At 67.2% G+C, this 19584-nt stretch carries 18 protein-coding genes; 9 read left to right on the top strand and 9 right to left on the bottom strand.

Annotated elements, in window-relative coordinates:
- The first annotated feature begins 258 nt into the window (after positions 1–258).
- The 5 genes from C8J40_RS01180 (at position 259) to C8J40_RS01160 (ending at position 4620) form a co-directional block, all read left to right on the top strand.
- Positions 259–1647: a S41 family peptidase gene (locus C8J40_RS01180; protein ID WP_132895440.1), complete on the top strand. Its 1389-nt coding sequence runs from the start codon at positions 259–261 to the stop codon at positions 1645–1647.
- Between the two features lie 20 nt (positions 1648–1667).
- Positions 1668–2150: a disulfide bond formation protein B gene (locus C8J40_RS01175; RefSeq protein ID WP_132735995.1), complete on the top strand. Its 483-nt coding sequence runs from the start codon at positions 1668–1670 to the stop codon at positions 2148–2150.
- Positions 2147–2680, top strand: coding sequence for a demethoxyubiquinone hydroxylase family protein (locus C8J40_RS01170; protein WP_132895439.1), 534 nt, complete (start codon positions 2147–2149; stop codon positions 2678–2680). Before C8J40_RS01175 ends, C8J40_RS01170 begins: the two co-directional genes overlap by 4 nt.
- 72 nt (positions 2681–2752) lie before the next feature.
- On the top strand, positions 2753–3277 hold the full coding sequence (locus tag C8J40_RS01165; protein WP_132895438.1) for a hypothetical protein: 525 nt from the start codon (positions 2753–2755) through the stop codon (positions 3275–3277).
- A gap of 641 nt (positions 3278–3918) precedes the next feature.
- The gene (locus C8J40_RS01160; protein ID WP_132895437.1) at positions 3919–4620 is read left to right on the top strand and encodes a DJ-1/PfpI family protein; all 702 of its coding nucleotides are present in this window, start codon (positions 3919–3921) and stop codon (positions 4618–4620) included.
- Here C8J40_RS01160 and C8J40_RS01155 read toward each other — a convergent pair.
- Positions 4617–5249, bottom strand: a complete 633-nt coding sequence (locus C8J40_RS01155) for a DedA family protein (protein WP_132895436.1) — start codon at positions 5247–5249, stop codon at positions 4617–4619. The two genes, C8J40_RS01160 and C8J40_RS01155, sit on opposite strands and share 4 nt — an antisense overlap.
- Before the next feature lie 80 nt (positions 5250–5329).
- On the opposite strand from C8J40_RS01155, the gene C8J40_RS01150 reads away from it, so the two are divergent.
- A complete protein-coding gene (locus tag C8J40_RS01150; RefSeq protein WP_132895435.1) occupies positions 5330–6127 on the top strand; it encodes an aldo/keto reductase in 798 nt (265 codons plus the stop codon).
- 129 nt (positions 6128–6256) lie between these two features.
- Here C8J40_RS01150 and C8J40_RS01145 read toward each other — a convergent pair whose 3' ends face one another.
- The 7 genes from C8J40_RS01145 to C8J40_RS01120 form a co-directional block, all read right to left on the bottom strand.
- Positions 6257–7642 carry a UdgX family uracil-DNA binding protein gene (locus tag C8J40_RS01145; RefSeq protein ID WP_132895434.1) on the bottom strand — a complete coding sequence of 462 codons (1386 nt, stop codon included), beginning with the start codon at positions 7640–7642 and terminating at the stop codon, positions 6257–6259.
- Positions 7643–7784: 142 nt separating this feature from the next.
- The gene (locus tag C8J40_RS01140; protein ID WP_132895433.1) at positions 7785–9029 is read right to left on the bottom strand and encodes a putative DNA modification/repair radical SAM protein; all 1245 of its coding nucleotides are present in this window, start codon (positions 9027–9029) and stop codon (positions 7785–7787) included.
- A 67-nt stretch (positions 9030–9096) separates the two neighbouring features.
- A complete protein-coding gene (locus tag C8J40_RS20120) occupies positions 9097–9273 on the bottom strand; it encodes a hypothetical protein (protein WP_165886462.1) in 177 nt (58 codons plus the stop codon).
- A gap of 64 nt (positions 9274–9337) precedes the next feature.
- Positions 9338–12724, bottom strand: coding sequence for a chromosome segregation protein SMC (gene smc / locus C8J40_RS01135; protein WP_132895432.1), 3387 nt, complete (start codon positions 12722–12724; stop codon positions 9338–9340).
- Between the two features lie 270 nt (positions 12725–12994).
- Entirely contained in the window at positions 12995–13735 is a 741-nt protein-coding gene (locus C8J40_RS01130; RefSeq protein ID WP_132895431.1) for a thioredoxin domain-containing protein, read from the bottom strand.
- 26 nt (positions 13736–13761) lie between these two features.
- Complete coding sequence (locus tag C8J40_RS01125) at positions 13762–14427, bottom strand: thioredoxin domain-containing protein (RefSeq protein ID WP_132895430.1); 666 nt, start codon at positions 14425–14427, stop codon at positions 13762–13764.
- Positions 14427–14990, bottom strand: coding sequence for a DciA family protein (locus tag C8J40_RS01120; protein WP_132895429.1), 564 nt, complete (start codon positions 14988–14990; stop codon positions 14427–14429). The genes C8J40_RS01125 and C8J40_RS01120 overlap by 1 nt, the downstream gene beginning before the upstream one ends.
- Before the next feature lie 59 nt (positions 14991–15049).
- Between C8J40_RS01120 and C8J40_RS01115 the strand changes: the two genes are divergently transcribed.
- The 3 genes from C8J40_RS01115 to nudC are packed head-to-tail and all read left to right on the top strand — an operon-like array spanning position 15050 to position 18314.
- Positions 15050–16060: an A/G-specific adenine glycosylase gene (locus C8J40_RS01115; protein ID WP_132895819.1), complete on the top strand. Its 1011-nt coding sequence runs from the start codon at positions 15050–15052 to the stop codon at positions 16058–16060.
- Between the two features lie 17 nt (positions 16061–16077).
- Positions 16078–17430 (top strand): serine hydrolase domain-containing protein, encoded by a 1353-nt coding sequence (locus C8J40_RS01110; RefSeq protein WP_132895428.1) that lies wholly within the window; start codon positions 16078–16080, stop codon positions 17428–17430.
- A 5-nt stretch (positions 17431–17435) separates the two neighbouring features.
- Positions 17436–18314 (top strand): NAD(+) diphosphatase, encoded by an 879-nt coding sequence (gene nudC, locus C8J40_RS01105; protein WP_132895818.1) that lies wholly within the window; start codon positions 17436–17438, stop codon positions 18312–18314.
- A 154-nt stretch (positions 18315–18468) separates the two neighbouring features.
- Here the strand turns inward: nudC and C8J40_RS01100 are convergent, their stop codons facing one another.
- A complete protein-coding gene (locus C8J40_RS01100) occupies positions 18469–19467 on the bottom strand; it encodes an LLM class flavin-dependent oxidoreductase (protein WP_132895427.1) in 999 nt (332 codons plus the stop codon).
- Positions 19468–19584: the final 117 nt, after the last annotated feature.

Here is a 19584-nt window from a genome sequence, read left to right as displayed (position 1 = left end):
GTGGCTGGCGCTTGCCAGACGGAGGGGGAGGCAAGCGGCAACCGATGTTCCGTGTCCTCCCCCTCCGTCACCTTCGGCGCCACCTCCCCCTTGCGGGGGAGGATCGATGCAATAGGCGATCGTTAACGACCAAGCCCCCAGTCATCCCCCATTAACCCCCACGCGCCTTCACTCCGCGCGCGCGTTGCCGCCAGCGTTCGGCTACGCTACGCCGTCACGACCGTACGACACGTCTTTTCTCAGGTTGCAGGACCACCGATGCCTCGTCCTATACTGCGTACCCCGATCCTTACCGCAACGGCGATCGTCGGCGCGCTGACGCTGATCCCGCTTGCCACCTCGGCGATGGCCGCGGTCGACACCGACACGTACCGCGAGTTCGATCAGTTCCTCGACGTGTTCAACCGCGTGAAGGCGGAATATGTCGACAAGGTCGATGACAAGACGCTGATCAAGGGCGCGATCCAGGGCATGCTCGCCAGCCTCGATCCGCACTCCAGCTATGTCGATGCGCTCGACTATGAAAACCTCCGGATCATGACCGAAGGCAATTATGGCGGTCTCGGCCTGACGGTGCAGATGGAGGACGGCGCGATCAAGGTCGTCTCCCCGCAGGAAGACTCCCCCGCCGCCCGCGCGGGCGTCAAGTCCGGCGACTACATCACGCATATCGATGGCAAGCTGATCTACGGCGACTCGCTCGACGAGGCGGTCGGCAAGATGCGCGGCAAGCCCGGCAGCAAGATCACCTTGGGCCTCGTCCGCCCCGGTCGCGACAAGCCGCTCGACGTGACGATGATGCGCGAGATCATCGTCCAGAAGCCGGTGAAATGGGAAGTCCGCGGCGACGTCGGCTATATCAACATCAACACCTTCAGCGAGAACACCGGCGCCGACACGCGCGCGGCGATCATGGCGATCGACAAGTCGCTTGGCCACCGCCCGCTCGGATACGTGGTCGACCTCCGCGAAAACGGCGGCGGTCTCCTGACCCAGGCGATCGAAGTCAGCGACGCGTTCCTCGATCACGGCGAGATCGTCTCGCAGCGCGGCCGCGAGAAGACCGATATCGAGCGCTATTACGCCAAGCCCGGCGACGACGCGCATGGCCTGCCGGTCGTCGTCCTCACCGATCCCGGCACCGCCTCCGCGTCCGAGATCGTCGCCGGCGCGCTCCAGGATCACCACCGCGCGCTGATCATGGGCGAGCGCAGCTTCGGCAAGGGCTCGGTCCAGACGGTGTTGCAGCTCGGCCCCGAGACCGCACTCCGTTTGACCACCGCACGCTATTTCACGCCGTCCGGCCGCTCGGTGCAGGAAGGCGGGATCGAGCCCGACATCAAGGTGCCGCAGCTTACCGATCCCGACTACAAGTCGCGCCCGGTCTTCCGCGAGGCGGATCTCCGGAAACATCTGATCAACGAGGTGAAGGCCGACAACGCGGTGCTCGAGGAGGATACCAAGACCGACCCCCGTTTCTCGCAGACGCCCGAGCAGTTGAAGAAGCAGGGCATCGACGACTTCCAGCTCTATTACGCGCTGAAGACCGTCGCGCGTCTCGGCGGCCCGGTGCAGGTCGCCGCTGCCACCAAGCCGCGCCCGATCAAGCCCGATCCCACCGACGCGACCAAGGCGCCCACCAAGTGAGCGTACGTCGTGGACTTGGCATGACCAAGAACGAAGAGATCGCACGCGCCATCGCGCTGCTGCTGCCGGCATTCCTGCTGCTCGGCGCGCTCGGTTCGCAATATCTCGGCGGGCTGTATCCGTGCGAGATGTGTCATTGGCAGCGCTGGCCGCATTATTCCGCGGTGCTGATCGCCGGCGCGACGTTCTTCGTCCCCGGACGGTCGCTGCGCGCCTCGCTGGTGATCATCGCCGGGCTGCTGATCGGGCTTAGCGGGCTGATCGGCGTCGCGCATGCCGGCGTCGAATATCATTGGTGGAACGGCTTCACCGCCTGCACCACGACCGTCTCGATGGCCGGCACGACCGCTGCCGAGCGTCTCGCGGCGATCATGAACGCGCCGATGGTGCGCTGTGATTCGCCACAGTGGAAATTGTTCGGAATCTCGCTCGCCGGCTTCAACGCCATCTTTTCCCTCGCCGGTGCGTTCACCATATTCGCCCTCATGAGGAAGACGAGATGAGCTGGAAGCCAGGAGACGCCAAGCGGGCCACCGATTCGATGATCCGCGTCGACCAGGCCGGCGAATACGGCGCGATCCGCATTTACGCGGGCCAGTTGGCCGTGCTCGGCGACCGCCACCCGGCGTCGCGCTCGATCCATCACATGGCGCAGCAGGAAGAACGCCACCGCGCGTTCTTCGACAAGATGATCGTCCAGCGCCGCGTGCGACCCACGGTCTTGCAGCCGATCTGGAAGGTCGCCGGCTTCGCGCTCGGCGCGGTGACTGCCGCAATCAGCCCGCGCGCGGCGATGGCCTGCACCGCGGCGGTCGAGACCGAGATCGACAAGCATTACGAAGAACAGCTCGTTCAGCTTGGCGCCAGCGACCCCGAGCTATCGGCAGCGATCCTGGATTTCCAGGCCGAGGAACTCGAACACAAGGCGACCGCGATTGCTGCGGGGGCTGAGGAAACGCCGGGCTATCCGGTATTGAGCGCCGCGATCCGGCTCGGCTGCAAGGTCGCGATCGCAACCGCCAAGCGGATCTAGGCGGACGGCTACGGTTCAGGCCGAGCGACTATAACAAGCAACAAGCCGAACGAACGCGTGGGAGTGATGCGTATGAAGATGCTTTTTGCGGCGGCCTTGCTAGTCGCCGGCCCCGCAGTCGCACAGACCGCGCCGCCGACCCCCAATGCCAATACGGGCAGTGCCAATACGGGCCCCACCCTCGCGCAGCCGCCCGCCAAGGCCCCCGCGCTTCCCGGCGCGACCGCCAGGCCCAAGCCGGTCGTCGCCCCCCCGCAGGTCTCGCGCAACGCGCCGATCAACGGCGTCCTGACGCTGTTCGGCAATGAACGCTGCCCGACCAACCAGAACGGCGAAGAGATCGTCGTTTGCGTCCGCCGCAGCGCGCAAGAGCAATACCGCGTTCCGAAGGAGCTCCGCGAGTTCGTCGTCACCCCCGAAAACGCCAGCTGGGCGACCAAGGCACAGGGTACGATGGACGCCGGCTCGGGCGTCAACACGATTGGCAGCTGCTCCGCAGTCGGCGCGGGTGGCGCGACGGGATGCTTCGGCCAACGGGTCAGGGAATCCCGCCTGGAAAACAAGACGCGGGCGGCGGAGGTGCCGGTTCTGCCCTGAGCTTTCGGCGCGCGTCGGGACCGATACGACGATATCCCAGCTTTCGCTGGGATGACGGCCTGGGGGAGCGCCTCGTACTTTTACGCTCATCCGCTTCTCGCGGCTGATTACCTGAGCCCAACCCGATCCGGCACGATCCAACCCGATCCGGCACGACCTAACCCGATCCGATCCAACCCCGACCTGCAAACCCGACCCGTCACCCCAGCGAAAGCTGGGGTATTTCACGATGTGAGTGACGCCAGCCCCGAACGACGGCCCATTACCCGAACGGTCGCCCCGTAGACTCCCGCCGCCATTCCCCGGACCCAAGCATCGACCCCGTGCGCACGCTCGCCAGATGGTCGTTTGCCTGACGCCCGCCCATAAGCCTCTCGGTGCCCTAACTGTCCTACAAGGGCAGGACGTGACAGGATGCGCCGATGACGTTGGCAGCCTTCCCTAGCGCGATCCTCCAAACCACCCGCCGAAGCGCGTTTCTCTTCGGAAAGAATCCGCGCGAGCGTCTACACTTCCTATGCTTCACTCGGACCCTTAACCCGGCCGACGTCCGATAAATCCAGTTTTGCAACGACTTAAAACAATAGAGAACCGCGCTCTCGCCATCCGTCGCCAAAGCTCCTCCCGCTAGGAATGCCAGCATGACCGAACCGCTGAGCATCGCCTTCCTGCTGTTCCCGAACGTGACGCAGCTCGACCTGACCGGCCCCGCGCAGGTCCTCTCGCGGCTCGGCAATGCGCGGCTCGATCTGGTGTGGAAGACGCTCGACCCGGTGCCGACCGACGCCGGCTTCTCGATCCTGCCGACCGCGACCTTCGCCGACGTGCCGCGCGCCGACATTCTCTGCGTCCCCGGCGGTTTCGGGACCAACGCCGTGATCGCCGACGACGAAGCGATGGCGTGGGTGCAGGCGGTCGGTGCCGACGCGACATGGGTCACAAGCGTCTGCACCGGCTCACTGATCCTCGGCGCGGCGGGCTTGCTCGACGGCTACCGAGCCGGGTGTCATTGGGCCCAGCGCGATATGCTGACCCTGTTCAACGCGATCCCGGTCGACGCGCGGACCGTGGTGGATCGCAACCGCGTCACCGGCGGCGGCGTCACGGCGGGGATCGATTTCGCGCTGACGCTGACCGCGATGATCCGCGGCGAGGCGCACGCGAAGGCGGTGCAGCTAAGCCTCGAATATGATCCGGCACCACCGTTCGACAGCGGCTCGCCCGAAAAGGCCGACGCAGACATCCTTGCCGCGGTGAAGCGGAGAACCGCGCAGCTTGTGCCAACGCGCGACGAGGACCTCCGCGCGCTGGCTAAGCGCCGCGGTTACGCCCGCAGTATTTAAGGGTTACGCTTCAGCCCACGCACCCGGTGCCAAATATAAAAGCCGACCAGCGCGATCAGGACCACGCCGATCAGCAGGTCGGCACTATGGAACGCGGCCTTCACGCGCGGATCGCTGTCCCACTTGTCGCCAAGCTTCATCCCGACCCAGGCCAGCCCGAAGCACCACGGCCAAGATCCGACGAAGGTGTAGACGTGGAACGGCACCAGCTTCATCCGCGCGACGCCGGCGGGGAAGGCGATGAACGAGCGGATCACCGGCAGCAGCCGCCCGATCAGCACCGCTATCGAGCCCCAGCGCGCGAAGAACCGGTCGGCCGCATCGAGCTCGCCCGGACCGATCAGCAGGTATTTGCCCCAGCGCTCAGCCATCGGCCGGCCACCACGCTTGCCGATCTCGTACGCGACGATCGAGCCCAGATTGCACCCGATCGCGCCCGCGGTGGCGGCGAGATACAGGTCGAACCGCCCGGTCGAGACGAGGTAGCCGGCGAACGGCATGATGATTTCGGACGGCAGCGGGATGCACGCGCTCTCGATCGCCATGAGCAAGGCGATGCCAACATAGCCACCCGACGAAATGACGCCGATCGTGAAGGTGGCCAGCACGGCCAGGATCTTTTCGAACATGGCTCGGTCGATTGCGCGAACCGGGCGACGAAGGGAAGCCCAAAATCGGAACCGGTACGCGGTTCGTTCGCTGGTGCCGCATGACAGATCTCACACTCAACGACGGCCGCACGATGCCCCAGCTCGGCATGGGTACGTGGCAAATCCCCGACAGCCAGGCCGCGGCGATCGTCCGCTCCGGGCTCGATATCGGCTTCCGCCTGGTCGACACCGCGGCGATCTACGAGAACGAGCGTGGCGTCGGTGACGGCTACAAGGGGTCGGACGCGTTCCTGACGACGAAGCTCTGGAACGACCGACAGGGCGATGCCGAAGCGGCTATGGACGAGAGCATTGCGCTACTCGGTGTCGAGTCGGTCGACCTGTACTTGATGCACTGGCCGGTGCCGAAGCAGGACAAGTATGTAGAAGCCTGGAAGGCGATGATCGCCCTGCGCGATGCAGGGAAAGCCAAGTCGATCGGCGTGTCGAACTTTCTCCCCGAACATATCGACGCGATCGTCGCCGCGACCGGTGTGACTCCTGCGGTCAACCAGATCGAACTCCACCCGAACTTCCAGCAGCGTGACCAGCGCAAGTATCACGAAGCCCACGGCATCGTAACGCAGAGCTGGAGCCCGCTGGGCCAGGGTAAGACGCTGTTGAAGGACGAAGCGATCGTCCGCATCGCCGACAAGCACGGCCGCAGCGCCGCGCAGGTGATCCTCGCATGGCATCTGGCGAACGGCTTTTCGGTGATCCCGAAAGCCTCGGACGCGGAGCATTTCGCTGACAATTTCGCGGCGCTCGACCTGACGCTCGACGACGAAGACATGGCCGCGATCGAGGCGCTCGACGATCCGGCGGGCCGCTTGGGACCGGAACCGAACAGCATGTAATCCTCCCCGGCACGGGGAGGGGGACCGCGACGCGAAGCGGCGGGGTGGAGGGGGTTCTCCACGAACGGTACGCCCGCGGTAAGCCCCCTCCACCAGCCGCGCTGGTCCCCCTCCCCGTACCGGGGAGGATCAACCGATACGCCCGCCAACCACTCGCAGATCCTCGACGAACCGCGCATATTCCTCCGCAGCCTGCGCCGGATCCGGCAGCCTAAGCAGATAGCTCGGATGCACCGTAATCCAGGCCTCGCCACCATCCGGTAGCTGCAAAGCCCGCCCGCGCTCGCGCCCGATCGTCATCACCTTCCCGAACAACGACCGCGCTGCGGTCGCCCCTAGCGCCACCGTCACCTTTGGCTTGATCAGCATCTGCTCCTGCTCGATCCACCAGCGGCAGGCGTCGATCTCGCCTGCGCCGGGCTTGGCGTGGATGCGTCGCTTGCCACGTTGTTCGAATTTGAAGTGTTTCACGGCGTTGGTGACGTACGCGCGGGAGCGGTCGACGCCAGCCTCGGCCATCGCCTTGTCGAACATCTGGCCGGCGGGGCCGACGAAGGGGCGGCCGGCGATATCCTCTTGGTCACCGGGCTGTTCGCCGACGAACATTAGCGGGGCATCAACCGGGCCCTCGCCGAACACGGTTTGCGTTGCGGGCTTGTAGAGCGGGCAGCGGGTGCAGCCGGCAGCTTCGTCACGCAGTGCTTCCCACGCGATCAGGCTGTTACCACCTACCGTGTCGCGCGCCTTCGCGATCATCCCGCTCTCCCTTGCCTGTGCCGCTGCCAGCAGGCCCGGTACCAGCGCGGTCTCGGGCATATTTTTCCAGTATTTCTTCGGCATCTCCTTCAGCATCGCGCCGATCTTGACGCGCGCCGGGTTAAAGATGCTGGCGTAATAGGTCTTCCAGACTTCCTCGGTTGGGTCGCCGTCGGGGGCGTCGGCCTTGCTCGCGCCGGGACCCTCGCTGAGCGCCTTGCCGTCCCAGTGAACCGAGACCTCGGGCGTCAGGATCGACCAGCGCATGCTGGCGAAGCGGTTGACGAAGAACGCGGCGTTGGCGCGGACGATGTGGTGGTCGGGTTCGAACCACGCGACGAAGCGCGTGCCGCCGTCCTCCTCGACCTCGCGGAAACGCAGGAACGCGCGCATCTTGTGGATGTCGCGGCGGACGTCCTTGGCGATCCGGTCGAGGCGGCGGACGAGCGGATCGGCGCGGTCCTCGATCAGTTTTTGTTCGCGGCGGAGGCGGAAAAGTAGCGTGTAAAGCAGCGCGAACCGTTCTGGGTCGCTGCCGAGGATCGCGCTGCGGGCTAGGTCGATGAAAGCCCGGGGGACGGAGAACGCGCCGGGGGGCGGGGCGGGCGCTGGTTCGGCGACGGTTGCGAACAGGTCGACCGGTTCGTCGCCGACTTGCCAGACGACGTCGTCTGGGGGGACGTCCTCAGCGATCAGGCCACGCGCGGCGTCGCGCCAGCCGTCGAAATCGTCGGGTTCGGATAGGGTTACGACGCGCATAATCCTCCCCGGCACGGGGAGGGGGACCAGCGAAGCTGGTGGAGGGGGGCTTCCACGAGCGTACCGGTTGTGGTGAGCCCCCTCCACCCCACCGCTGCGCGTCGCGGTCCCCCTCCCCGTTCCGGGGAGGAATGCGGGGGCGTCACGCGAACATTTCCATCTGCTTCGGTTTCGGCGCGACGATCGGCCGCAATTCCGCACGATCCGCCAGCACCACCGGTCGCCAGTCCTCAGCAATGATGAACGGCCGCAACTTGGCAACCGACACGGTCAACCGCGCCACGTCCGCCAGATGCAACCGCCGCCACCGGCGGCTCGTCAAAATGCCGTTGACCGCTTTCACTCCAAGCCCCGGCACCCGCAACAGCATCTCGCGCGGCGCCCGGTTCACATCCACCGGAAAGTTCCCGCGGAACTTCAGCGCCCAAGCTAGCTTCGGATCGATATCGAGTGGCAGCATGCCCGTGGCGTCGTCGGCGGCTGCCACCACCTCGTGCGGCTGGAACTCGTAGAACCGCATCAGCCAGTCGGACTGGTACAACCGGTGCTCGCGCATCAACGGCGGGCGTTGCAGCGGCAGCACCGCGCTCGCATCCGGGATCGGGCTGAACGCCGAATAATACACGCGACGCAGACCGAACCGGTCGTACAGCGTGGACGCCTTCCGCACGATGTCACCGTCCGTCGCCGCGTCTGCGCCGACGATCATCTGCGTCGACTGGCCGGCAGGGGCAAACTTCGGCGCAGACTTGTACTTGGCCTTCGCGTCCTTGCCGTCGATGATCGAGGTCTTCACCTCCGCCATCGCGGTTTCGATGCGGACGCCGTCTTTCTCGGGGGCGAGACGCTTCAGGCCGTTTGCGGTCGGGAGTTCGACGTTGATCGAGACGCGGTCGGCGTATAGCCCGGCCTGGTGGACGAGTTCGGGATCGGCGTCGGGGATCGTCTTGAGGTGGATGTAGCCGCGGAAATGGTGATCCTCGCGCAAACTCCGCGCGACCTCGACCATCTGCTCCATGGTGTAGTTCGACGAGGCGATGATGCCGGAAGAGAGGAACAGGCCCTCGATATAATTGCGCTTGTAGAAGGCGATGGTGAGATCGACGACTTCCTTTGCCGTGAAGCGGGCGCGGCGGACGTTGGAGCTCTTGCGGTTGATGCAGTAATGGCAGTCGAAGATGCAGCTGTTCGTCAGCAGGATTTTCAGCAGAGAGATGCAACGACCATCGGGCGCATAGGCGTGGCAGATGCCCATCCCCTCGGTCGAGCCTAGCCCCTTGCCGTCCTTCGAATTGCGCTTGGTGGTGCCCGACGACGCGCAGGACGCATCGTATTTGGCCGCATCGGCGAGAATCTCGAGCTTTTCACGGGTATCGAGCTGGGCCATCCGTTCGTCTTACGTTCCGGAATCGCAAGTGTCGATTGATCGACATCAACGATCCGCGCGATGGGCGTCAGTCGAAAATATAGCGGAACAGATCGACGAACCCGCCAAGGCTGACGGGGAGCAGCAACAGGACGAGTGCGTAGAACAGCAGGATGCGGCTCAGCGCTTTCTCGTGGCGGAACACAGGCTTGCGTGGGGGAAGGTCTTCCTTGCGCGGCCAGATGCTGGATTCGTCGAGGAACATGCGCATGTCATACCGCAAAACGTGACCGCGTTCCGGCAAAATAATACGGAAAAATCGATCTGTATCATTCAGCTGCGAGCAGACCAGTTGCCGCCTGGAGGTCGACCGAGACGAGGCGGCTGACACCGCGTTCGATCATCGTCACGCCGAACAGGCGGTGCATGCGGCTCATCGTGACGGCGTTATGCGTGACGACGAGGTAGCGCGTGTCGGTGTCGCGCGACATGCGGTCGAGCAGGTCGCAGAAGCGCTCGATATTGGCGTCGTCGAGCGGCGCGTCGACCTCGTCGAGGACGCAGATCGGCGCGGGGTTGGTGAGGAACAGGCCGAAGATCAGCGCGACCGCGGTCAGCGCTTGTTCGCCGCCGGACAGGAGCGTGAGCGACTGGAGGCGTTTGCCGGGTGGTTGCGCCATGATCTCGAGGCCGGCTTCGAGCGGGTCGTCGGAGTCTATGAGTTCGAGGTGCGCGGCGCCGCCGTCGAAGAGGGTGGTGAAGAGGCGCTGGAAATGGCCGTTTACCGCTTCGAATGCGGCGAGCAGGCGCTGGCGGCCTTCGCGGTTCAGCGTGCCGATCGAGCCGCGCAGCCGGTTGACGGCTTGCCCGAGTTCGTCGCGCTCGACCGCGTTGCCGCGCGCGGACTCTTCGAGTTCGGCAAGTTCGGTTTCGGCGACGAGGTTGACCGGGCCGATCCGCTCTCGGTCGGTGGTAAGGCGGTCGTGCGTGGCGGACTCCTCGGCTGGCGCGCGGACGTCGGCGACCGCGAAGCCGAGGCGTTCGGGGAGGACGGGGGCGGGACATTGGAAGCGCTCGCCTGAGAGGCGGCCGAGATCGAGGCGGCGCGCTTCGTGGTTTTCGACGCGGGCGATCGCGCCGGCGCGGGCTTCACGGGCGACGGCGAGCGCTTCGGTGGTGGCGCGGTGGGCGTCGTCGGCGGTGCGGGCGGCGGTCTCCGCGGTGCGTTCGGTGGCAAGGAGCGCGTCGGCGGTTGTGCGCGCTTCGTGATGTTGGCTGTCCAGCGCGGCGATCTCTGTGGCGAGGGTGGCGGGGCGATCGGCGATGGCGGCGAGATCAACGCCGAGCGTGGTTTCGCGCGTGTCCATGGCGGCGATGCGTTTGGCGGCTTCACCGGCGCGCGCACGCCAGCTTCGAGTGTCGGCTTGCGCGGCGGCCAGGCGTTCGCGGTGGGTGGCGATGCTGCGGTCTAGCGTGGTGCGATCGGCGCGGGCCTGCGCGACGGCGGCGCGGGCGCGTTCGGCGTCGTACTGGAGCGTGGCGACCTGGCGCGCGTTGGCGGTGCCGTCGGGGACGGCGGCCATCGCGGCTTCGGCGCGGGTGCGTTCGGCGTGCGCGTCGGCGACGTCGTCGGCGATACGGTGCGCGCGGACGTCGAGGTCTGCGCGCTGGGTGGCGAGGCGTTCGAGCGCGGCGGCGGCGCGGTCTTCCTGGCGGAGGGCGTCGCGCGCGGCGGTTTCGGCGCGTTGCAGGGCGGCGCGGGCGGTTTGCGACTGACCTCTAGCCTGGGCGATGCGCTCGTCGATTGCGGCGCGGGTTCGTTCGGCGTCGTCCAGCGCTTTGGCCGCAGCGGGGCGGGCGGCCTGGAGTGCGGCGAGGCGATTGCGGCGGACGAGGCGTTCGGCGGCGGCCGCGCCGGTGCCGGTTGCGGTGAAGCCGTCCCAGCGGCGAAGCTGGCCGTCCCGGGTGACGATGCGCTGGCCGACGGCGAGGTGTTGCTGGCGGTCGGTGTCGACGACGAAGACCTGCGCGAGCCTGCGGGCGAGGGCGGGGGGCGCGTCGACATGCTCTGCCAGCGGTTCTGCGTCGGCGGGTGCGGCGGGGTCGTCTTCGCGCGGCTCGGCGCCGGCCCATGCATCGAGGCCGGTGTCGAGATCGTCTCCAAGTGCGGCGGCCAATGCCCGTTCGTAGCCGGTGTTGGCGGAGACGTGATCCAGTAGACGGTCACGACCGCCGCGCTGCGTTGCCTTGTTGAGAGCGGTTACTTCGCTATCGATTGCGGCGAGGTTTGCGCGGGCGGTGGCGTGGGTGGTTTCGGCGGCGTCTCGCGCGCTGGCCGCGGTGGCTTCGTCGGTGTCCGCTTGTGTGATGGCCTGGCGGGCGGACTCTGCGGCTGCGGTCGCGCCGCGTCGGGTTTCGGCGGCGGTTTCGCGCTCTGCGGCTAGCGGAACAGGGTCGCCGAGGGCGCGGAGGGCGGCGGCGATCTGCGCGGCGTCGCGATCGGCGCGATCGGCGCGGGTGCGGGCGGCGGCGACGGCTGCGCTGGCGACGCGGACTTCGGCGGCGTCGCGGGCCTGCATGGCGAGCGCCTGGGCGAGGGAGACCTCGGCGTCGCGGGCGCTGCGTTCGGTTTCGGCGAGGGCTGCGTCGAGATCGGGGATCGTGGCGGTGGCATCGGCGATCGCGGTGTCGAGCGTCTGGGCCTCGTCGGCGAGGCGGGCGAGCGCGGCGGCGGCGTCGCTGGCGAGCGATCCTTCGCGGGCGCGGTCGTCGGCGATCCGGGCGCGGGCGTCGGTGAGGTCGGCGATCCTGCGCTCGACGCTGGCCTTCTCGGTCCTGAGCGCGGTGAGCCGGTGCGCGAGATCGCCGACCAGGTCGCGCGCGGCGAGCGCTGCGGTGCGCGCGGTGGAGACGGCTTCGATCGCGCGGTGCTGGTTTGCGGCGGCTGCGCGTTCGGCTTCGGTGGTAGCGTGGACGCGGGTTTCGGCAGCGGCGGCTTCGGCTTTGGCGGCGTCGGCTGCGGTGGCGGCTTCGCGCCATCGGGCGAAGAGCGTGCGTGCTTCGGCGACGCGGATCTGGACGGAGATGAGGCGGTAGCGTTCGGCGGCGCGGGCTTGGCGTTTCAGCGTGGCGGCGCGCGCGTCCTGGTCGGAGATGATCTCGTCGAGCTTGGCGAGATTGGCTTCGGTGGCGCGGAGTTTGCCCTCGGCGTCTTTCCGCCGGACGTGGAGGCCGGCGATCCCGGCGGCTTCCTCCAGCATCGCGCGGCGGTCGGCGGGTTTGGCGGCGATGACCGCGCCGATCTTGCCCTGGCTGACAAGCGCGGGCGAGTGCGCGCCGGTCGCGGCGTCGGCGAAGAGCAGGCCGACGTCCTTGGCGCGGACGTCGCGGCCGTCGATCCGGTAGGCGGAGCCGGCGCCGCGTTCGATCCGGCGGACGATCTCGCGTTCGTCGCCGGCTATTTCGGCGAGGATGGAGACTTCGGCGAAGTCGCGCGGGGGGCGGGTCGCGGTGCCGGCGAAGATGACGTCCTCCATACCGGCGCCACGTAGCGATTTGGCACTGGCCTCGCCCATCGTCCAGCGGAGCGCTTCGAGGAGGTTGGACTTGCCGCAGCCATTGGGGCCGACGACGCCGGTCAGGCCGGGTTCGATGCGGAGATCGGCGGGGTCGACGAAGCTCTTGAAGCCGGTAATGCGGAGGCGCTTGATCTGCATTCTTGCGCCCCCCGACGACTAAAGTTGGATCCTATCGCGAACGGAGCCCTAAACCTTGTTTCCCCGCGAAGGCGGGGACCCAGACTGGGCTCCCGCCTTCGCGGGAGAACAAGAAGGCGCTGCCGTTAGTCCGAACCCCACCTCCCCGGCGGAGGCCGGGGCCCAGCTGGAGAGGTGGCAGTAACGGAACGCAGCGCTGATCAGCGACGTCCCCCAACTGGGCCCCGGCCTTCGCCGGGGTGGTACGTGTGGATGGAGACGGCGTGCGGCTTACGCCCCAGCCGCCTTCAGTGCCTTCTCCATCTGATCCCAGCTCACGACCTGATCGAGCTTCTTGTCGTTGATCAGGAACGTCGGCGTGCCCGTGACCGTGCCCGCCTGCATCGCGTTCTCGGTCGGCTTGGCCATCACTTCGAGCTGCTTCTGATCCGCGAGGCATGCGCGCGCCTTCGCTTCCGGGATCCCGCGCTGCTTGACGAAATCGATCGCGCCCATCTGTTCGGCGAGCTTGGTCGCGACGACCGTCGGCGGCTGGTTGGCGAGCGCCTTCTGCTGGTCGGGGGTCATCGCCTGGAGCTTGTCGAGGAAGGCGATCTGGTTGCCGTACATCTGCTCGAGGATCGGGAAGAACGGCGCGACGCCGCCGCACTGGCCGAGCAAAGTCAGCGCCACGTCGGGCGCGCCGTGGACGAGGAAGTCGCGGAATTCGAAGCTGACCTTCCCGGTCGAGACGTATTTCTCGGTCAGCGGCTTGTACGCCTCACGGCCGAACGCGCCGCAGGTCGGGCACGAGCGCGCGCCGTATTCGACGAGCTTGATCGGCGCGTTCGGGTTGCCCATCAGGTAACCCTCGGGGGTCTTCACGACCGTCTCGGTCCAGTTCTGGCCGGCGGGGGCTGCGGCGGCTGCTACCGGCGCGGCGGCGGGCTGGTCGACGTTACCGGTCGAATCGTTCTTCGAGCAGGCGGCAAGCGCGAGCGGCAGGACGGCGAGGGCGATTACGAACTTCATCGGGTTACTCCAGTGGATCACGTGAATTAACGGGCGCCGGCCTTGCGGAGCGCGGGTTCGAGCTGTTCCCAGCCGACGTGGGGCACGATCTTGCCGTTGAGGTAGAAGGTCGGCGTCGAGTCGATCTCCTTCGGCGCGTCGGCGGTCAGTTTGACGATGCGGTCGATCTCGGGCTGGTTGGCGAAGCATGCGTTGATCGCCGCGTCCGAGAGCCCGCGCGCCTTAACCATCGCGGTCAGGCCGGAGCCGTCGGCGTTGGCGCGGATCTGTGCCGAGGCGGGGTACATCGCGAGGCGCGCGGCGTTGCCCTGCTGGTATTCGATCCCGCGCTCGAGCCATTGCGGCTGCGCGGCGAAGATCGCGGACGAGGTGGCAGAGAAGCCCTTCGGGCCGGTGCAGCGGGCGAGGATCGCCGCCGACAGGTCGAGCCGGTCGCGAATGAAGTGGCGAAATTCGAGGCTGGTCGAGCCCGATGCGATCATCTGTCGCTTCAGCACGGGTTCGGATTTCACGGAGAAGTCCGCACAGTGCGAGCAGGTGTAGCTGGCATATTCGACCAGCTTCACGCGCGCGGCGGGGTTGCCGATCAGATATGCGCCCGAGGGCAGGATGCGCGCGGTCTGGGACCAGTCGCGCTTAGGTGCGGCGCCGGTCAGCAGGAAGAGGGCGAAGACGGCAAGTAGGACGCGCATCAGGTGATCCTGGGAAGGCCGTGCGTCGAGGCGACGCCGGCGGCGAGGGATTCGAGGACGGCGCGCAGTTCCGGATCGGCGATGCCCTTCAGGCTCGCACCAAGATCGACGGGGACCGGGCGGATCGAAGGCGGGGCTTTGCGCGGCACGGGCGCTGCGACCTCGCCCTGGCGGATCGCGACCTTCACGATGGCCGCGTAGCCGAAGAAGCGGTTGACGCGCTCGATAATCTCGGGCGCGATGTGCTGCATCATCGGTGCGTGCGCGCCGCGGACGGTAAGGGTCAGGACGCCGTCCTGCTTCTTGCCGACCGGGAAGCGGATCGATTCGGGGATGCTTGCGCCGGCCAGTTTCGCGCCGACGATCTCGGGCCAGCGGCTGACGATCGACGACTGGACGAAGCCGAATCGACGGAACGCCGCGCCGCCGATCGCGGGCAACAGCTCGGCGACCGCGCGTGAGCGGTTCTCGCGCGGGGCGTCGGGATCGGTCCTGCCTTTCACGCGCTTCGTCGCCGGCTTGGGCGTCGCAGATTTAGGCACAGAAACGGGCGGCTTGCTCATCTGCGAACCCATGCCATAGGCGACGCGTGAACGCCAAGCGCTCTTCGGTCTTCGGGGCCCTGCTCGACTGGTATGACGCGCACCGTCGCGACCTGCCGTGGCGCGCGAAGCCGGGCGAGGCGGTCGATCCATACCGGGTGTGGCTGTCCGAGGTGATGTTGCAGCAGACGACGGTGGCCGCGGTGACCCCGCGGTTCCTCGCGTGGACCGCGCGGTGGCCGGATTTCGCGAGTCTGGCGGCGGCGGACGATGCCGATGTGATGGCGGCTTGGGCGGGGCTTGGGTATTATGCTCGGGCGCGCAATCTGGTGAAGGCGGCGAAGGCTGTCGTCGCGGAGCATGGCGGCGTATTTCCGCGGACCGAGGTGGAGCTGCGCGCGCTGCCTGGGCTCGGCGCTTACACGGCCGCGGCGGTGGCGGCGATCGCGTTTGGCGAGCGCGCGGTGGTGGTCGATGCGAATGTCGAACGCGTAGTCGCGCGGCTGTTCGCGATTCAGACGCCCTTGCCGGCGGCGCGGCCTGCGATTCGGGTCGCGGCGGATTCGATCACGCCGGACGCGCGGGCGGGGGATTTCGCGCAGGCGATGATGGATCTGGGGTCGGGGATCTGCACGACGCGCGCGCCGAAATGTTTGCTGTGTCCGATCCGTGAGTTTTGCGAAAGCTTTGCGCAGGGCGCGCCCGAGCGGTTGCCGGTGAAGGCGAAGAAGGCGGCCAAGCCTCAGCGGTACGGGACGATATTCTGGCTGGAACGCGACGGGCAGGTGTTGCTGGTGCGGCGGCCGGACAAGGGTCTGCTCGGCGGGATGCGCGCGTTTCCGACCGGGCCTTGGGGTGATGTTCCACCCGGTTTCGAGGATGCGCCGGGGCAGGCGGATTGGCGGATGCTGGACACGACCGTCGCGCACGGATTTACCCATTTCGATCTGCAACTGACGCTTGCGGTGGCGACGGTCGAGGCGCATCAACCCCGCGTTCCAACGGCAAGCGAATGGTGGCCGATCGACAACCTGGATACCGCCGGGCTCCCGACCGTTTTCGCCAAAGCCGGCAAAGCCATACGGAACTAGGCCATACGGAGAGCTGCATGAAACTGGTGCACTGGATTTCGACTGGCGGACTTGCCGCGCTGGCCGCCGCCACGGCCTATGCCCAGCAGGCGCAGCCGCGTCCGCAGGTCAGCCCGCAGGCTCGGTCGACGCCGCGGATGACGATCCCGGTCAATGCGTTGCTGCCTGCCACGTCCGCGCTGTTCGACGGCTATGTCGCGCAGGACAAGATGCCGGGGATCGTCGGTGCGTTCGGGGCTGGTGATGGTCCGACGCTGTTCCCGGCGGCGGGCAAGATCAGCGACGACCCGAATGCTCCGGCGGCAGGCCCCGACTCGCTGTGGCGTGTTTATTCGATGTCAAAGCCGATCACCGGCATGTCGGCGATGATGCTGGTCGAGGACGGCAAGCTCAACCTCGACGATCCGGTCAGCAAATATATCCCGGCGTTCAAGGACATGAAGGTCGCGACCAGCCCCGACACGTCGCTCGCCACGCGCCCGGCGACGCGGCCGATCACGATCCGCAATTTGCTGACGCATACCGCCGGGCTCGGCTACACGATCGTCACCAAGGGGCCGCTGCTCAAGGAGTATGAGCGGCTGGGCATCCTTCCGCTGTCGGTCAATGCCGACATGGAAACGAAGATGCGACCCGTCCGGCCGAAGTCGCTGGAGGAGTTCGCCAACCGCGTCGCGACGCTGCCGCTGATCGCCGAGCCGGGGACGAAGTGGAGCTATTCGATCGGGCTCGACGTGATGGGCCGCGTGATCGAGGTCGCGAGCGGCATGAGCTTCGAGCGGTTCGTGCAGACGCGGTTGTTCGATCCGCTCAAGATGAAGTCGAGCTTCTGGCAGGTGCCGCAGCGCGAGGTCGGGCGGCTGGCGACCAACTATGCGTTCGTCGGCGACACGCGGACGCCGCTCGATCCGGCGGCGACGTCGGTGTTCCTGCAGAAGCCGAGCTTTCCGTATGGTGGTGCCGGCCTCGTGATGTCGGCGCGCGATTACGATCGGTTCCTGCACATGATCCAAGACGGCGGCACGCTCGACGGCGTGCGCGTGATGAAGCCCGAGACGATCGCGCTGGCGACGTCGAACCTGCTGCCGGCGGGCGTCGTGTTCGGCGGAGTCGGTGGCGGCACCGGGGGAACGCAGGGGAGCAACATGGGCTTCGGCGCGGGCGGTTCCGTGGTGCTCGCGGATACGCCGAACGGGCCGGGCAAGGGCACCTATGCCTGGGGTGGTGCGGCGGGCACGATCGCATGGGTCGATCCGGCGAAGCATTCGCGCGGCAACGTGATGGTCAACTATTTTCCGGCGGACCGGATACCGCTCCGCCAGCAGGTGGTCGCGGCGCTGCTCCAGGATGCGGCGAGGTTGCGCCGATGAGCGTGATGGACGCACCTGGGTTTACCGGTGGGACGCTCGACCGGTCGGATGCATTGCGCCACGATCCGGAAGGGCTGGCGGCGGCGCAGCGCGACTGGCGTGCGCGGTTGCTGGTGCTTGACGGGTTGCTGCCGGGCACGACTGACGACGGGCATCTCGCCTGGACGTCGATGGCGGACATGCCCGACGATGCCGAGCCGATCCTGCTAGGGCTCGACGAGAGCGGGCGGCCGCATTTCGCGGCGTTGCTGAACGGGATGCGTGTCGACAACGCGCCGGCGATGCGGTCGCCCGCGCTGATGACGGTGCTGGCCGCGCTCGCGCCCGGTGAGGCAGCGACGTACGCTGGTGCGCGCAGTGTGATCGACTGGCATGTCCGGCATGGTTTCTGCGCGAAGTGCGGTTCGCCGACCGAGATGTTCCGGGCGGGGTGGGCGCGGAAGTGCCCGAACTGCGGGACCGAGCATTTCCCGCGCGTCGATCCGGTGGTGATCATGATCGCCGAGCATGACGGGCGTGCGCTGCTCGGGCGCGGCAAGGGATGGCCGCCGGGGCGGTATTCCGCGCTCGCCGGTTTCGTCGAGCCGGCCGAATCGATCGAGGAAGCGGTCGCGCGCGAGATCCTCGAAGAGTCGGGCGTTCGGGTCGGCAAGGTGCGGTATGTCGCGAGCCAGCCTTGGCCATTCCCGTCGTCGTTGATGATGGCGTGCGTTGCCGAGGCCGAGGACGATGCGATCACGCTCGACGTGAACGAGCTCGAGGATGCGATGTGGGTGCCGCGAGAGATGGTGCGCGCGGTGCTGCGCGGGGAAGACGGGCCGTTCGTGGCGCCGCCGCCTTATGCGATCGCGTATACTTTGTTGAAGGAATGGGCGGGGGAGTAGGTCGCGCGCCCCCTGCATGCACCACCCCGGCGGAGGCCGGGGCCCAGTTGGAGAGGTCGCAGTAACGATGCGCAGCCCTCCGTTACCACCGCCCCCCATTGGGCACCGGCCTTCGCCGGGGTGGTGTCTTAAGCGGAAGCGGTTTGCGGCCTAATTACGCAGCGATCTTCAGTTCCTGCATCACATCCGCCGTGATCGACAGGCTCCGCTTGCGGGCCTCGTGATCGTAGATCGCGCTGGTCACCATGACCTCGTCGACGCCAGTCCGCTCGACGAACGCCGCGATGTCGCGGGCGACCTTGGCGGGGCTGCCGACCGCTGAGCATTGCAGGACGTGGTCGAGGATCTGGTTGCCCTGCGCGCCGAGCGACTCGCGATAGCCGGCGAGGGGCGGCTTCATCTGACCTGGGTTGCCGGTGCGCAACGCTACGAACGACTGCTGCTGCGAGGTGGCGAGCAGTTCGGCTTCCGCGTCGGTCTCGGCTGCGAACACGTTGAAGCCCGCCATGACGTGAGGCTTTGCAAGCCGTGCCGACGGGCGGAAATCGCGGCGGTAGATCGCCAGCGCGGCATCGAGCGCATCGGGCGCGAAGTGCGAGGCGAACGCGTAGGGCAGGCCGAGTGCCGCCGCCAGCTGCGCGCCGAACGTGCTCGAGCCGAGAATCCAAATCTCGACGTCCGCGCCCGCTCCCGGGGTCGCGACGATGCCGGTCTGGCCGTCATTGGCGAAGTAGCTCTGGAGCTCCATCACGTCCTGCGGGAAGGCGTTGGCGTCGGTTTCCAGTGTGCGGCGCATCGCGCGCGCGACGCGCTGGTCGGAACCGGGTGCGCGGCCGAGGCCCAAATCGATGCGGCCGGGGAACAGGGCGTCGAGCGTGCCGAACTGCTCGGCGATCGTCAGCGGCGCATGGTTGGGGAGCATGATGCCGCCCGAGCCTACGCGGATGGTCTTGGTGGCGGCGGCGATGTGCGCGATCACGACCGCGGTCGCGGCCGACGCGATGCCGGTCATACCGTGGTGCTCGGCGACCCAGTAGCGCTGGAATCCGACGCTCTCGGCGTGCCGCGCGAGGTCGGCCGCGTTGGCGAGCGATTGAGAGACGGTGCCGCCTTCGATGACGGGAACCAGATCGAGCAGGGAATAACGTGTCATGCGGTAGAGATAGGTACCGACCGGTAGCTTATCCAGCCCCGTCCGTCTCTCACGTCCGTCATCCTGACGAAAGTCAGGATCGAGAGCCAAATACGGCAGCGCCCGTTACTCTGGATC

It is taken from the genome of Sphingomonas sp. PP-CC-3A-396 (assembly GCF_004343105.1).
Classification (GTDB): Bacteria; Pseudomonadota; Alphaproteobacteria; order Sphingomonadales; family Sphingomonadaceae; genus Sphingomonas.
The sequence above is the reverse complement of the archived record's forward strand: the minus strand, read 5'-3'. Positions and strand labels throughout refer to the sequence as shown.

What these genes read in the sequence shown, in the direction of transcription:
- C8J40_RS01180 (WP_132895440.1), top strand. Translation starts at nt 259, where the DNA reads ATGCCTCGTCCTATACTGCGTACCCCGATCCTTACCGCAACGGCGATC.
- C8J40_RS01175 (WP_132735995.1), top strand. Translation starts at nt 1,668, where the DNA reads ATGACCAAGAACGAAGAGATCGCACGCGCCATCGCGCTGCTGCTGCCG.
- C8J40_RS01170 (WP_132895439.1), top strand. Translation starts at nt 2,147, where the DNA reads ATGAGCTGGAAGCCAGGAGACGCCAAGCGGGCCACCGATTCGATGATC.
- C8J40_RS01165 (WP_132895438.1), top strand. Translation starts at nt 2,753, where the DNA reads ATGAAGATGCTTTTTGCGGCGGCCTTGCTAGTCGCCGGCCCCGCAGTC.
- C8J40_RS01160 (WP_132895437.1), top strand. Translation starts at nt 3,919, where the DNA reads ATGACCGAACCGCTGAGCATCGCCTTCCTGCTGTTCCCGAACGTGACG.
- C8J40_RS01155 (WP_132895436.1), bottom strand. Translation starts at nt 5,249, where the DNA reads ATGTTCGAAAAGATCCTGGCCGTGCTGGCCACCTTCACGATCGGCGTC.
- C8J40_RS01150 (WP_132895435.1), top strand. Translation starts at nt 5,330, where the DNA reads ATGACAGATCTCACACTCAACGACGGCCGCACGATGCCCCAGCTCGGC.
- C8J40_RS01145 (WP_132895434.1), bottom strand. Translation starts at nt 7,642, where the DNA reads ATGCGCGTCGTAACCCTATCCGAACCCGACGATTTCGACGGCTGGCGC.
- C8J40_RS01140 (WP_132895433.1), bottom strand. Translation starts at nt 9,029, where the DNA reads ATGGCCCAGCTCGATACCCGTGAAAAGCTCGAGATTCTCGCCGATGCG.
- C8J40_RS20120 (WP_165886462.1), bottom strand. Translation starts at nt 9,273, where the DNA reads ATGTTCCTCGACGAATCCAGCATCTGGCCGCGCAAGGAAGACCTTCCC.
- smc (WP_132895432.1), bottom strand. Translation starts at nt 12,724, where the DNA reads ATGCAGATCAAGCGCCTCCGCATTACCGGCTTCAAGAGCTTCGTCGAC.
- C8J40_RS01130 (WP_132895431.1), bottom strand. Translation starts at nt 13,735, where the DNA reads ATGAAGTTCGTAATCGCCCTCGCCGTCCTGCCGCTCGCGCTTGCCGCC.
- C8J40_RS01125 (WP_132895430.1), bottom strand. Translation starts at nt 14,427, where the DNA reads ATGCGCGTCCTACTTGCCGTCTTCGCCCTCTTCCTGCTGACCGGCGCC.
- C8J40_RS01120 (WP_132895429.1), bottom strand. Translation starts at nt 14,990, where the DNA reads ATGAGCAAGCCGCCCGTTTCTGTGCCTAAATCTGCGACGCCCAAGCCG.
- C8J40_RS01110 (WP_132895428.1), top strand. Translation starts at nt 16,078, where the DNA reads ATGAAACTGGTGCACTGGATTTCGACTGGCGGACTTGCCGCGCTGGCC.
- nudC (WP_132895818.1), top strand. Translation starts at nt 17,436, where the DNA reads ATGGACGCACCTGGGTTTACCGGTGGGACGCTCGACCGGTCGGATGCA.
- C8J40_RS01100 (WP_132895427.1), bottom strand. Translation starts at nt 19,467, where the DNA reads ATGACACGTTATTCCCTGCTCGATCTGGTTCCCGTCATCGAAGGCGGC.